General features: G+C 39.4%; 13 protein-coding genes. 12 read left to right on the top strand and 1 reads right to left on the bottom strand.

The features are described 5' to 3' along the window. Window positions 1-25 precede the first annotated feature (25 nt). The 10 genes from B4Z90_RS22895 to B4Z90_RS22850 all read left to right on the top strand — a co-directional run bounded on the left by B4Z90_RS22895 (window position 26) and on the right by B4Z90_RS22850 (window position 9,909). On the top strand, window positions 26-235 hold the full coding sequence (locus tag B4Z90_RS22895) for a CcmD family protein (protein ID WP_046672332.1): 210 nt from the start codon (window positions 26-28) through the stop codon (window positions 233-235). 20 nt (window positions 236-255) lie between these two features. Next, window positions 256-1,239: a DUF6427 family protein gene (locus B4Z90_RS22890; RefSeq protein ID WP_070563329.1), complete on the top strand. Its 984-nt coding sequence runs from the start codon at window positions 256-258 to the stop codon at window positions 1,237-1,239. Between the two features lie 175 nt (window positions 1,240-1,414). Further along, complete coding sequence (locus B4Z90_RS22885) at window positions 1,415-2,740, top strand: membrane protein (RefSeq protein WP_046672330.1); 1,326 nt, start codon at window positions 1,415-1,417, stop codon at window positions 2,738-2,740. Window positions 2,741-2,748: 8 nt separating this feature from the next. Then, window positions 2,749-3,378: an LPS export ABC transporter periplasmic protein LptC gene (gene lptC, locus B4Z90_RS22880; RefSeq protein ID WP_070563326.1), complete on the top strand. Its 630-nt coding sequence runs from the start codon at window positions 2,749-2,751 to the stop codon at window positions 3,376-3,378. 293 nt (window positions 3,379-3,671) lie between these two features. After that, window positions 3,672-5,777: a peptidylprolyl isomerase gene (locus B4Z90_RS22875; RefSeq protein ID WP_182983334.1), complete on the top strand. Its 2,106-nt coding sequence runs from the start codon at window positions 3,672-3,674 to the stop codon at window positions 5,775-5,777. A 62-nt stretch (window positions 5,778-5,839) separates the two neighbouring features. After that, on the top strand, window positions 5,840-6,361 hold the full coding sequence (locus tag B4Z90_RS22870; protein WP_286767611.1) for a DUF2480 family protein: 522 nt from the start codon (window positions 5,840-5,842) through the stop codon (window positions 6,359-6,361). A 117-nt stretch (window positions 6,362-6,478) separates the two neighbouring features. Beyond that, a complete protein-coding gene (locus B4Z90_RS22865) occupies window positions 6,479-7,264 on the top strand; it encodes a DUF3108 domain-containing protein (protein ID WP_070563318.1) in 786 nt (261 codons plus the stop codon). 5 nt (window positions 7,265-7,269) lie between these two features. Further along, window positions 7,270-7,833 (top strand): DUF3109 family protein, encoded by a 564-nt coding sequence (locus B4Z90_RS22860; RefSeq protein WP_070563316.1) that lies wholly within the window; start codon window positions 7,270-7,272, stop codon window positions 7,831-7,833. Window positions 7,834-7,883: 50 nt separating this feature from the next. After that, window positions 7,884-8,855 (top strand): polyprenyl synthetase family protein, encoded by a 972-nt coding sequence (locus tag B4Z90_RS22855; RefSeq protein WP_070563314.1) that lies wholly within the window; start codon window positions 7,884-7,886, stop codon window positions 8,853-8,855. A 1-nt stretch (window position 8,856) separates the two neighbouring features. Beyond that, entirely contained in the window at window positions 8,857-9,909 is a 1,053-nt protein-coding gene (locus tag B4Z90_RS22850; protein WP_115047120.1) for a TerC family protein, read from the top strand. A gap of 798 nt (window positions 9,910-10,707) precedes the next feature. Here B4Z90_RS22850 and B4Z90_RS22845 read toward each other — a convergent pair. Next, window positions 10,708-11,652 carry a S24 family peptidase gene (locus B4Z90_RS22845; protein WP_286803418.1) on the bottom strand — a complete coding sequence of 315 codons (945 nt, stop codon included), beginning with the start codon at window positions 11,650-11,652 and terminating at the stop codon, window positions 10,708-10,710. Window positions 11,653-11,942: 290 nt separating this feature from the next. On the opposite strand from B4Z90_RS22845, the gene B4Z90_RS22840 reads away from it, so the two are divergent. Together B4Z90_RS22840 and B4Z90_RS22835 are read left to right on the top strand one after the other, a co-directional pair. Then, complete coding sequence (locus B4Z90_RS22840; RefSeq protein ID WP_286803416.1) at window positions 11,943-12,437, top strand: hypothetical protein; 495 nt, start codon at window positions 11,943-11,945, stop codon at window positions 12,435-12,437. Between the two features lie 121 nt (window positions 12,438-12,558). Further along, window positions 12,559-14,592 (top strand): hypothetical protein, encoded by a 2,034-nt coding sequence (locus B4Z90_RS22835; RefSeq protein ID WP_286803415.1) that lies wholly within the window; start codon window positions 12,559-12,561, stop codon window positions 14,590-14,592. Window position 14,593 lies beyond the last annotated feature (1 nt).

The raw sequence follows: 14,593 nt of genomic DNA, 5'->3' as shown, positions 1-14,593 counted from the left end.
ACGACACGAATAATATTTTAAACAAATGAAAAAAATAACATTGTCAATCGCCTTACTACTCTTATCAACTTTGAGCACATTTGCACAGGATGATGTCGAGATGGCGACTGGATTACGTAGCGAAGGTAAGATCTACGTTGTTGTATTGGTCATGTTGGTCATTTTTCTGGGTTTGGCTTTCTTCCTTTTCTTGCTCGATCGCCGTATCAGCAAATTGGAAAAAAAGAATAAATAGCATTTTATTGATTGCATACGATGATTATAAGTCAGTTTAGAAATTATTCACCCATCAATATTTTATTTCTATCCATCGTGGGTTTTGTTTTATGCTTAGGCATATTTCTTCACCTTCCGGACAAACTTGATTCTGTAATCTTTGAGCCTGCCTTGGGGAATCTTTTGGGAGAAAATAACTTAATCAACCTCTCTCCTTCGACCAATGTTTTTATCACACTGATCCTGACGATTTCTCAGGCAACGATACTCAATCGCATCACAAGCCATTTTAACCTGCTGGGTAAACCCAGTTTCTTGGTTGCTTTGATGTACATGACACTGGCCAGCCTGTTTTTACCATTTTTGGTACTTTCACCCACACTGATCTGTAATTTCATTTCGATATGGATGTTAAGCAAATTGCTCTCCCTCTATCGGCAGACAGATGTTAAAGCCGAAATGTTTGATCTCGGTATGATTGTAGGGATAGGAAGTCTGATCTACTTCCCTTTTCTGAGTATGTTCGCCTTACTATGGATAGGCCTACTCATTTTTAGGCCATTCAACTGGCGCGAGTGGATTACACCTTTACTTGGCCTAGCAACGGTCTATTTCATCTTAGCGGTTATCTACCTTTGGATGGGTAAAATGGAGCAGTTTTATACCATTTGGCTACCGTTTACCTACAAATTCCCTACTGCTATTCGCATTCAGTTAGTCGATTATCTGGTACTCGTCCCAGTAATCTTTACGTTAATACTCTTCCTCTTGGTATTGAAAGACAATTTTTTCAAAAGTGTCGTGCATATTCGCAAGTCATTTCAACTGTTGTTTTTTATGTTATGCCTTGCGATAGTTTCTTTTTACTGGAATAAAAAACTAACGGAGGCCCATTTTTTACTTTGTGCCCCCTCCATCGCTATTTATATGGCTTATTATTTCACTTATGCCAAAAAGAAATGGTTTTTTGAAGTTGTATATGCCATCATAACACTGACCATAATCTACTTTCAGTTTTTCTAAACGACTGTACAATAAGTGTTTAACCTTTTTTAACAAAATCGGCTTAACAAGCTCGCAAAAATTGAATAGTTTTGTATGCGATTAAAAGCAAAGAACATTTAATATAAGAGTCAGATAACTCGAAAATTTCACTAAAACTAAATAAACATTAGTTTCTCAATTTTATAGATTGACCATGCAGAAACGCTTTACAAGCTCTCTAAGAAATAAATCACTCCAACTGTTGTTAGCAGGTGGAATTTTAGCTAGTTCTACTACCGCATTTGCACAAAAAACGACATCCGCATCACCTTATTCTCAATTTGGACTTGGTCAGATGCGTGAAGATTTATTGCCACAATATAGAGGGATGGGAGGTGTCAATACCGCTGTCCGGAGAATCAATGGCGTGTATAATACCAACCCAAGCAACCCTGCATCTTATTCTGCTACACAGTTTACGACCTTTGATGCTGGTTTATACGGGAACTACACGCAGTTAAATTCGACAACAAGATCGGATAATACCGCTGACTTTGCCTTTAGCCACATCACCATGACATTCCCAATGAAACGATTTGGTGGTATCAGCTTGGGTATCCTTCCCTATTCAGATATAGGCTATCGGACATCTTCAACGGGAACAGTCAATTCTGATCCCTATACGAAAGTTTTTACGGGCGAAGGTGGTTTAACTAAAGCCTATGCAGGTTGGGGGGTACGCATTGTAAAAGGTCTGAGTATTGGTGCCAATATGTCTTATCTATTTGGAACCCTAAATGATTATAGCCGTGTAGAGTTTTTGCCTTCATCCGGAGCATTAAATACACAACAACAAAATAAGCGCGAAATCCAAGGGATTATCTTTGATTATGGTCTGCAATACGAACAACCTTTAAATAGAGAATACTCGTTGATCGTTGGTTATTCAGGGTCGCTCAATAATGATATCAAAGAAAGAGCAACAATTTTTAATACACGGGTTACACCTTCAACGGATCCAGACAACCAAAATATCCCGTTGGATAGCACCTATGTTTCGGACCGTAGCAGCAGGCATTTGACGCTTCCGTTGCGACATAATGTAGGTATTACCCTTGCACGTAACAACCGATGGTTAATCGGGGCCGATTTTAAATATGCCGATTGGTCAAGATTTCAGACCAGAGCGGGTGAAAACGAACTACGGAAGAATTATGGCGTAGCGATTGGTGGTCAGATTACACCAGATGTTACTTCGCTTAAATATCTGAACCAAGTAGACTATAGAGTTGGTTTCAGGTATAATAAAACACAATATTTCTTAAGCGACCAGAATATCAACGATATGGCGGTTACTGTAGGTGTGGGACTGCCGTTGGCAAGAAATCAATTTTCAGGAGCTTTCTCTAAAATAAACTTCTCTGCAGAATTTGGCCAAATGGGCAAAATCAGCAACAGTCTCCTACGTGAACGGTATATTAACTTTAATATCGGCTTTACCCTCAATGACCGCTGGTTTAGAAAACCGCCTTTAGATTAATTAATACGATGGTACGCAAGACATTTGCTTCATCCATATTCCAAAATATATCGCCCCTAGTAATCTTATTTTTACTAGGGGCGCTCTCATTGACCTCTTGCGAACCGGATCTAAAAGAGGTAGACCGCATTGCCAATATGAAAAAGGAAGAGGCGGTCGACATTTCGCGTCATGTCGATATTATTTATAGCGATTCCACACGGGTAAAAGCGAATCTTACAGCCCCTGAAATGCGTATCAAACACGATAGCACCGAAGTATACGAATTTCCAAAAAGCATAAAAATCATCTTTTACGACGACAATTTAAAGGAAACTCAGCGAATTACTTCCGACCATGCTATTCGGCGGGAAAAAGAAAAGACCACCGTATTTACCAAAAATGTGGTGGTTACTATGGCTGACGGTTCTGTCATCAAAACAGAAGAGATCATCTATGACGAAAGTAAAGCCGATAGCAACAGCAACATGACCTTTTATAATCATGTTCCCATTACGGCATTCTTTCGGGATAATCGCGGTAACTTACAAGGTTCATCATTTACTTCGGACAAGGATTTTAAACACGTCAATATAGCCAATGCAACTGGTTATACGGTGATCACCAACAACAGTCTCTTCCCTTCCTTAGGTAAATAACTATTTGCAGGCCATAAACCAGATTCAGGTTTAGCTTAACAGCAGGTATAGATCCGAGACAATACCTCCAGGCAGTTTATTTATACGATTAAGTTGTTCAAAACGAATCATTTGAACTAAAAGAGCACAAAAAACTCCACTTTATACAAATAGTTTTCAAATTTGTTTTGTTACATTCAGGAAAATATTCCGTTTTTTTTTATAAAAATTGTATCTTGCACCGCATTTTGCTATGCTATGCATAAATTAACGAAATACAAGTATTTACACAATATAAACACAATAAGCAGACTATGGGATTAATGGGCTTTTTGCGTAACAAAGCTGGTGTCATCTTGACCGCAGCTATGGCTATCGCAATTTTAGCATTTTTACTAGGCGATGTCGTTCGAGGGGGAGCTCCTTTTTGGGCGAGACATCAAAATCGTGTAGGGGAAGTCAACGGAACTGAAATTGAATATCCTGAGTTCAGTAAGCAAGTTGAACAAACAGAGGAAATGTTCAAACAACAAATGGGCGGTGCAGTGACCCCTCAAATGCGGACCTACGCTGTTCAACAAGTATGGAATCAATTTTTATCAAGAGAAATCTTGAAAAAGGAAATTGAAAAAATCGGTTTGACTGTCGGTAAAGACGAATTAAATGATTTAGTGCAAGGTAACAACCCTTCACCTCAAATCGTTCAAGCGTTTACCAACCCACAAACAGGACAATTTGACCCGAGTCAACTGCGTGCTTTTATCACCCAAATGAACACATCAGGTAACCAACAAGTGGCTGAACAATGGGAGGAACTACTGAAAGGCGTTAGAGATGAGCGTTTAAGCAGCAAATATGGCGAATTGCTTTCTAATAGCGTATATGTTACTTCTTTGGAAGCAAACGAAGAATACCAAGAGCGTAATAAACTAGCAGACTTCAAATACATTCTTTTGGATTACGCTTCTGTTAAGGATGCTGATGCCAAATTGACTGATGCAGATTACCAAGAATATTATAATGAGCATAAAAGTATGTTCAAAACACAAGAGGAAACACGTGCGATCCAATACGTAATGGTGGATGCAAAACCTCTTGCAAAAGATTCATTGGCCGTAAAAGAGACGATCAATAAATTGAAACAAGATTTAATCGTTGCTAAAGATGACTCTTTATTTGCTTCGATCAATTCAGACAACAAATTTCCGTTTACTTATGTGAAAAAAGGACAGTTGAGTCCTTCATTGGATTCCGTTGTCTTCAATGTTGCGGCCGGAACAACTGTGGGACCTTTCTTAAACAACAATGCGTATGAAATTGCAAAAGTTGTTTCGACGATCGTAAGCCCTGACTCTGTGAAAGCATCACACATACTATTGGATCCTGCTGCCGAAGGTGGAATGGATAAAGCATTGGCGAAAGCAGATTCGATCAAAGGATTGATTCAAAAAGGAGACAATTTTGCGGCATTGGCGGTTCAATTCAGCAAAGATCCAGAGAGCAAAACCAACGGTGGCGAGCTGGGTACTTTAACAAGAGGCCGTATGGCTCCAGATCTTGAGACAGCCATCTTCGAAAGTAAAACAGGCGATATCAAAGTTGTAAAATCACAATATGGTGTCCATGTCATTAAAATTGAAAAACAATCAGGAAGTTCAAAATATGCAAAAGTTGCTATCATTGACAAAGTGATCAACAGCGGAAAAGAAACGTTGAACAATGCACATAGCAAAGCAACAGCATTCTTATCTGCAGCTACAGCACAGAACTTTGCTCAAGAAGCGAAAAAAATTGGTCTGGAAGCAAAAACAGCCTCACGCGTAACAGCGATGGACAATGTATTAGATGGCGCCGAAGCTCCACGTGATTTAATCAAATGGGCTTTCGAAGCTAAAAAAGGCGATATTTCAGATAAAGTTTTCGAAACTGAAACCTCTTATATCTTAGCAAACTTGGTCGACATACAGCCTAAAGGAACTCTTTCCTTGGATGCTGTTAAGAAAGATATCGAACCTGCAGTAAGAAATATGGTTAAAGCTAGAATCTTGAAAGATAAATTTGACAAGGCTTTAGCAGGTACATCTTCTATTGATCAAGTAGCACAAAAAGTTGGTAAAGCAGCTATTCACGTTGAAAATGTTGTCTTCGCAAATCCAGTTATTCCTGGTGTTGCATTAGAAAACAAAGTGGTTGGTACTGTTTTTGGGCTACAGCCAAACAAACCTTCCAAAGCGATTGAAGGCAATACCGGTGTATATGTTGTACAAGTAAATGGTTTTACCAATCCTGCCGCGATTTCGGATATCAACGGACAAAAGAAACAAATGCTTGCAGCTAAAGCACAACGCGCTTGGGGATCTATTTTCCGCGCTTTACAAGACAAAGCTGAAATCATTGACAATAGAGTGAAATTCTTTTAAAAGATTTTTAAGTAAATTTGTAGCCGGACGAATTATCGTCCGGCTTTTTTTTTGATGTAAATATGGATATTCAAACAGATATTGTCAACAAAGTTGCGCAAAGTGGGTTAGTCACAGTTGACCTGGCCAACTACCATCCTAAAGCAGACAATGTAGTCTATGATATTAAGGATAATCTCTTCCATGGCTTGATTCTTAAAGAAAAGGATTTCCGAGAATTCATTAAGACACACGACTGGTCGCAATACGAAGGTAAACATGTCGCAATTACGTGTACTGCCGATGCTATTGTTCCGACCTGGGCTTATATGTTATTAGCCAACAAATTGGAACCCTATGCGAAGACAGTTATTTTTGGGGATTCAGAGGAGTTGTTGCGTATGCAGTATGCTGCGGCAATCGAACAGATTGACATGGAACAATTTCGAGATCAACGTGTGGTTGTGAAAGGTTGTGGTGATATTTTTATTCCGGAGTCTACCTTTGTGCAGTTTACGGTAAAATTGAGTAAGGTAGCAAAGAGTATTATGTATGGTGAACCCTGTTCTACGGTCCCCGTATTTAAGCGGACACAGCCTAAATAACTCAGCTCAACATAAGTATATGTCATCGTCCATGAAGGTCTCATTAACTCCAAAAGTTAAATTTATTTGAATGAAATTAACATTTCTTTTTCAAACAAATTTCGTAAACTTACGTACATGAAACTTATATCGACTTTGCTCCTTTACTTATCCGTTATCGTAAGTACTGCTTTCGCTCAAGATTTACCGCATTTAAAAGAATCGGCATTTAAAGGTGGCGAGAAATTAAAATATAAACTCCGTTATGGCTTTATTTCAGCCGCAACAGGGACATTAACCGTTGAGGATACCAAGGATGGAGCCGGAAACCCTTCCTTTCATCTATACGCTGCCGGCAAAACAGCTGGCGCCTTTGCCATATATACGGTGAGAAATGAATACAACTCGTATATCAATAGCAAGACATTTTTACCGTATTACTATACGGAAAACATTCGTGAAGGAGGATATAGACGGAACGATAAGGTGCGCTTCAACCAGGAGACAAATAGTGTTGTAGGCAACAAGGGGACTTTCAATTCGAAGGTAGATCAGACTTTCGACTTGCTTTCTTCCTATTATTTCGCCCGAAATCTAGATCTGTCGACTGTTAAACCAGGAGAATCTTTTAAGCTGACTTATTTTTTGAATGATGAGATTGCCACCTTAGGCATACAATATATTGGAATAGAAAAAATAAAAACGGAATTAGGCACTTTAGAATGTCTCAAATTCAGTCCTGAGATTAAACCAGGACGTATCTTTAAAAAAAATAGCAAGCTTTATCTGTGGGTAACCAATGATGGCAACCGTATTCCGGTCAAAGCCAATGTAGATATTCTAATCGGTTCGGTAACACTGGAATTACTCGAAGCCAGTGGATTAAAATACAAATTGGGACAGAAAGCAAGCTACTCAAAATAATTAGAATGATTGAAGTAGGAAATGTATTGGTGCACGAAGATCTAATCAACAATGACTTTGTGTGTAATTTATCAAAATGTAAAGGAATTTGTTGTATTGAAGGCGATTCAGGCGCACCTTTATTGGAGAGTGAAAAGGCTATATTGGAGGAGATTTATCCCAAAGTAAAGCCCTATATGACCGAGAAAGGTATTGAAGCGATTGAAGAGCAAGGGAAGTATGTTGTCGATATTGATGGCGATCTAACGACCACTTGTGTTGATGGGAATAAAGAATGTGCCTATGTGACCTGGGAAAATGGCATTACAAAATGCGCTATCGAAAAAGCTTACGAACTTGGCGAGGTGCATTGGCGAAAACCCGTTTCGTGTCACCTCTATCCTATCAGGACAACACATTACCCCGAATTCGACGTACTTCACTATGACCGTTGGCATATCTGTAAAGATGCATGCTCATTTGGTAAAGAATTACAGGTCCCTGTATTTAAATTTTTAAAGGATCCTCTCATCCGAACCTATGGTGAGGAATGGTACAAAAATCTTGAGAAAGCAGTCGAAGAGTTGTAACAAAATCACTATCTTTAAGCTTTAACTATTTTGGTATTTCACCCCAATTCATGTCAAAATTAAGAGAGATCCAACGTCCTATTGCCCATGAACTTGAGGCTTTTGAAAAAAAATTCAAAGCTTCAATGAAAAGCTCCGTCCCCTTGTTGGATCGCATTACACAATACCTGATCAAACGTAAAGGCAAACAAATGCGGCCCATGTTTGTGTTCTTTTCTGCTGGGATATGCAACGGAATCAATGAATCCACCTACAGAGGAGCTGCTCTCGTAGAATTGCTGCATACCGCATCACTCGTACATGATGATGTGGTAGACAACTCCTACGAACGCAGAGGTTTTTTTTCCATCAATGCTTTGTGGAAAAATAAAATTGCTGTTTTGGTGGGTGATTTTCTGCTGTCAAGGGGCCTGCTCCTTTCTGTAAAACATCAGGATTATCACTTACTAAAAATTGTATCGGAAGCTGTTGATCAGATGAGCGAAGGTGAATTGCTTCAAATCGAAAAGGCCCGTAAACTGGATATCGAAGAGTCTATTTATTTTGAGGTCATTCGAAAGAAAACAGCTTCGCTGATTGCCTCTTGCTGTGCCTGTGGATCGGCTTCTTCGAATGCAGATCAGGAGACAATCGACAAGCTCCATCAATTTGGTGAAAAGATCGGAATTGCATTTCAAATCAAGGACGATTTATTCGACTTTGGTTTAGATGACGTTGGCAAACCACTCGGCAATGACATCAAAGAGAAGAAAATGACCTTACCGTTAATCTATGCCTTGAATCAAGTGACTTCAAGTGAAAAGCGAAGGATCATTAATTTGATTAAAAACCATAATGAAGACACACACAAAGTGGCTGAAGTCATCGACTTTGTCCGCCAGAGTGGTGGGCTCGAATACGCTACAAATAAGATGCTGGAATACCAACAAGATGCTTTCCGGATCTTGGAAGACTTTCCCGACAGTGAATACAAATCGGGGTTGGAGCAACTGGTAAAATATACAACAGAAAGAAAAAAATAAAATGAGTCACGAATTAATGTTTTTTGGCGGATTCCTCATCTTTATTGCACTTATGCTAGCAATAGATCTAGGCTTATTCTCCAAAGGCGACAAACCTGTTAGCCTAAAGATGGCTAGCATCATGAGCGCCATCTGGGTCTTATTCTCCTTGGGTTTCTATTGGCTTCTCCGTCACTATGGATTTGAATTGCACAATATCCATGACTTGGACCACCTTCAAGAAATCATTACCAAACACCACCACGATATTAAAATCATTCCCGGTGATTTAGCGGCGAGTCTCGAGCTCTACAACAAAAACCTTGGTCTGGAATATATCACCGGTTACGTTGTGGAATATGCCCTATCCGTAGATAATATCTTTGTGATGGTATTATTATTTACTTCTTTTGGCATTCCGGAGCGCTATTACCATAAAGTTTTGGTGTGGGGAATTTTGGGCGCAATCATTATGCGTTTCTTGTTTATTTTCCTTGGCGCAACCCTTATTGCTAAATTCGGCTGGATCCTCTATGTTTTTGGCGCTTTCTTGGTCTTTACAGGGGTCAAAATGTTTATCAACCGTAACCAGGACGAAGAAGTGGATCCACAGAATCACCCGGTCGTTAAATTTGCTTCCCGATACTTTAAGGTAACCCCCAAATTAGATGGTGGACACTTCTTCCATGTAGAGAACGGCGTGAAATATATGACACCGCTATTTCTTGTACTGCTGGTCATAGAATTTACGGATTTGATTTTTGCTGTGGATTCTATCCCTGCAATTTTCTCGGTTACCAAAGATCCCTATGTTGTATTTTTCTCCAATATTTTTGCAATACTTGGATTGCGGTCGATGTTCTTCCTTTTGGTCAATATCATCCACAAATTCCAATACCTCAAAGTAGGTTTAGCATTTTTGCTGGTCTTCATTGGTTTAAAAATGCTGCTGCATCATTGGTTGGCCGAAGTAGGTTTTACAACAACGCATTCGTTGATCGTTATTGTCGGCATACTTGCATTGAGTATCATTGCTTCGCTGCTTTTTCCTAAAAAAGCTGAACCGACTGATTAAACGACTATTGAAAGCGTACCGACGGTCATTATTCGGCGATAAACTCCGGTAATCTGCGCGAAATTACAAACGATACAGAACACCATGGTCAGAAAGAAATTTCTGACCATTTTTATGTGATATTATGCTTTATGCATATCCTATTCTCCAGCAAAAGATTGCAGAAAAACAGCAGATTTTTAAGAACAATTATTTTACAGAGGAATTTACCTTACTAAATTTTATTTATTTAATTTATATAGGGCATAAATCGAAAAGTAATAAAATAGAAAACGGCAAAAACGGCTAAAATCAATGTTAATGATACCAAAAACGGTGTTTTTATCAAAAAACACCAGCCGAAGGCTGCATAAACGAAAGGTAAAATACTTCCATTAATTACCATTTATATACCGCTTAATTGACTAGTAAATTCTGAATAGGATACGAATACTACCACTTATAACTGAATACAGCTAAAAAATGTCTTAAAACGCTTAAAAACCTTGTTTTGTATAGAATAACGGTCAGTAATCCAATGTGATTTCTGGCCTTTTTTATGAGGTTTTCTGAACTCGGTAAAAATGACAAAAAAATCTTTGCAGGGACAGTTGGGGGGACAGTTGGGGGGAACTTACCCCGTTCCAAACATGCGTTATTGACACCCTTTAAGTACTTAAAATATGCGTTAAAGGCGTACTTTTTGCATTATTAGCACCCTTTAATGCCTTTCAATTTATTCTGTTTTACATAATCAACATGCTGACAATCAATGGTATTACCTCCTTTTTAAGGAAAAGGCAAAATAAAAGTTATATATTACTCCAATCTTATGACACCACATACCAAACCTATTGCATTGATATGTTTATCAAATTCCAGGTCAAATGGCGGATAAGATTCATTGTCTGAAACGCATTTTATATACCCTGGTGTCTCGCTTTTAAATACACGTTTGACTAGGCCGCCCTGTGTTGTGTCCAGGACATACACCTTCCCCCATTGGAAGAATGTATCCATTGTCAAGCGTCTACAGCCAAGCACATCGCCTGAATTATACTTCGGTTGCATTGAATTCCCTTTGACCCGGATCAGGAATTCTACACCCAGTTCGGTGAATTCGGGAATAATGTACCGCTCCATGTCGTAGGTCATTACCTGAGTGGCTATTCCGGATCCAAAACCAGCCATTGCATCGACTGGGATCAGAGGGATTGAACGATTTTCATTGATTGGCTGACCGTGGCCGGTATAAAGCCATGTTTTGTCGATTTCTGGGAAATACTCAGCAATATCGTCCAACAATTTAGATGGCGCTGGCTTCATACCTGTTATTATTTGTATAAAGTCAATTCGATCAAAGCCAATTGCATCAGCTATATCCTGTGGATCCACGTTTAAAAGGCGCGCTATTTCATCTATACGTAGTCCTACGCGCTCCAATGATTCTTTAGAGTGCTTGGGGCTGTCGTGTTCAGACTTTTCATCCTCTATGATCCAGTTTTTCGGCTCTAAAGAAGGGTTTTCCGGTACATCTGTACGGGTCATGGAGCCTTTTCCAGTAAGTAGCCAAATAGGATCTACATCTTTGTGTTTGGTGATAATTCTTTCTAAAACATCCGAACTTAGTGCTTGATCCTTAGCTTTTCCTTTGAAATTACCATAAGTTACGCCTAATTCTTCAAAAAATTTTTCTTTACTAAATCCTTTAATATCAGTATAATACAACACTCTCTCTTTTATATTGGCAAGATTTCTTTCCATTCACTTGTTTATTAGTAATAATTGTTTCTATATTTGTGTTATCGAAAACAAAACGCAAAACAGTTTTCAAAAACGCAACCAAAATGACAATGGACAAAAATAACAAAAAAAGGAACAGCTACAACCCTGTGGTCATAGATCACTTGGTCAAGAAGTATGGCTTTTCTAAGTCATATATCAGGCAATGTATTGATGGAACGAAGAAGGGAATTTCTTGCGATACAATTAAGAAAGACTATCACACACAAGTAGCAGCCATCCAGTCAGTGCTACAGTAACCCCCTATAGCTATGTCATATACAAAGTATAAAAAAAGCACCGACAAGGGTGCTGATAACGGGTTTCATAGAGATCCGAACTGGAAGAGGCAAAATGTGGCTACGTTAGACTCAATCAATTCAGTCCCACAATTCCGTGAGATATCGGCATTTGACCTAGTGTGGCCGATAGTTTTTGAACCTGTCCGTCCTTCTGGTGGTATTCAATGTGAACAGGAGAAATGTGCTTTAAGCATTTATCTGGGAACGGGTATAGCTGTAGACCCTCAGCTGTTTGACAAAAGCAGTCCACTCCACTTGATGAGAGATGCGAAGCGGAGAATACATCTTCAAGTACCTTCATTAATCGTTTCTCAGTTATCCGAGTGTTCTCTGTCGAGCGAAAATAAATTATGTCTGAATCAGATTCGGTTTCTGTTGGTAAATGATCGAATATTCTGGTGCTTTCATCAATCCAATATTCCAAAGCATGTAAAAACGCTAAAGACCTTAAAATATGCTGAATAGGCACCCTTATTTCGTGTGCTTCATCAGTCAGCATATAGGAGACTATAAAGTTTATCCGGAACGTCTTTAAAGTTTTTTTCATAACCAGTGATTAATTAATAAAACAAAATTATAAATAATAATGGCATATCTAATAGATAATACTGTGGTCGTGACCAAGGAAGAGCTTGTCCCATCCTGTTATCCTAGTTACGACAGCCTAAAAAAAGCCCTGAGTCGGTACAAGGATAAGAAATTTGGCCCGAAACGCTTTATGAAAGGTGGGAACGGCAGATTTCTCTTGATTGATTATGATACTTTACCTAAAACAGCCCAGGAAAAAATTGAAGATCCCCGGAAAAATGGTCATCCACTGGCACCGTATTTTGAAATTGACGGCGACGCTGTTCGCTTTTATAGCCTATTTCAGTTCCAGGACGGAAGTTATCTGTCTGAAGAACATCAACAGAAATATACTGTAAACGCTTCGACGTTGAAAGCCGTGTTAAGACTTCGTGAAGCACGTATTTCCGAAATCCTTCGTAAAAACGGAAAACCAAGGAATATTTTTCCGACTCTTTTGTCCGACGCACATTCATACAAAAAATTCATGCTGATCAAGCATCACATGGAGCATACGCTGCCCGTTTCTGCAAGGCATTTTAAAGATGCTTTAAATGCCTTTGAAACACTGGTAGACGGTAAGTTAAATTATGCTTCGGTGATCAGCGGAAAACATAAAAACAGCAATTCACGTAAGGTTTTTGACCATACTTTGAAGCTGCTGAACGACATGTTTGCCGATAGGCAAAGAAAACCTACAGCCACTGAAGTACATAAGATGTATGAAGGCTTTCTATCCGGTTATATTGAGGTGATCAATAACGGTACCGGTGAAGTTTACGATCCATCCGGTTATAAAGCATTAAGTTTTGCTACTGTGAACAATTACCTGAATGAATGGAAGAGCGCGGTCGGAACAATGCAGCGCAGATCATCAAACCGCGAGCTGAAAATGGGCAAGTTCAAGCCTTACTGGAGTTTCGACATGCCAAAATATTCGGGATCCATTATCTCCATTGATGACCGTCAGCCGCCGTTCAAAACTTTGGAAGATGGTAAAAGGGTGTGGTTCTACCTTGGTGTAGATATCGCGAGCCGGGCAATTATATGTCAGGTATACGGAGAAACCAAAGAAGGAATAATCATTGAATTCTATCGTCAATTGGTTCGCAATTATTACAGTTGGGGAATCAATATCCCGGCGGAACTTGAATGTGAAATGTCACTTAACAGCAGTTTTAAGGAATCTTTCCTGAAAGAGGGCGCGATGTTCCAGTATGTTAAAATGGAAGCAAACAACCCCCGTGGAAAATATATAGAACGTGTAAATAAAGAGCTCCGTTACAGCAAGGAAAAGAAACATGAGGGATGGATTGCACGCCCTAAAGCGAATAAAGAATCCAATCAGCCCGGAATTGAAACTGAAAAGATCAAAAAACTTCCATACAACACTATCATTGAGCAATGTCTGTACGATATCGAAGAATGGAACAATGAAGGGCACCCAGAAGAGGAAAGTTTGAGCAGATGGGAATATTTCCAACTCAATCAACACCCGGACGTACAGCCGACCAATTATCTGGCATTCATGAAATATATCGGAAAACGGACTGAGACAAGTTGCAATGTCGGAAACATCCAGCTGAACTACGGATTGTTCCTGATCGCTGACAATGGCAAAGTAGCCAAAGGCGAAACCCTGATCAGGTACATGAGCCTGATCGAAGGAAAGGATCTGGAAGTCTATTGGCTAGACGACAACGAGGGGAAAGTGTTTAAGGCCCTTGCTTATGTAAATGGTGAGTATGCCTGCGAGCTTATCCAAAAACCACGACCTAATCGAGCAAGGATCGAACGGACGGATAAAGACAAATACGCGGATCAGGAACTTGCAGCGTATACAAACACCGTTGAGAGCTATGCAAGACGTGTGATGGGTTCCCTTGATTCGTTGACGATCATCGACAACACCCCAAAACCTGAACGTAAGTTCAAAATTGAGCAGCTGACAAGGCAAAAACCTGTTGATTTCGGGGATTTCTGCAATGAGGATCCTGAAGAAGAAATCATGGAATATGTATCAAATCGAAAATCACTTAAAGACAGAATATAAG

The organism is Sphingobacterium sp. UBA5639, from assembly GCF_002421245.1.
Lineage (GTDB): Bacteria > Bacteroidota > Bacteroidia > Sphingobacteriales > Sphingobacteriaceae > Sphingobacterium > Sphingobacterium multivorum.
The sequence above is the reverse complement of the archived record's forward strand: the minus strand, read 5'-3'. Positions and strand labels throughout refer to the sequence as shown.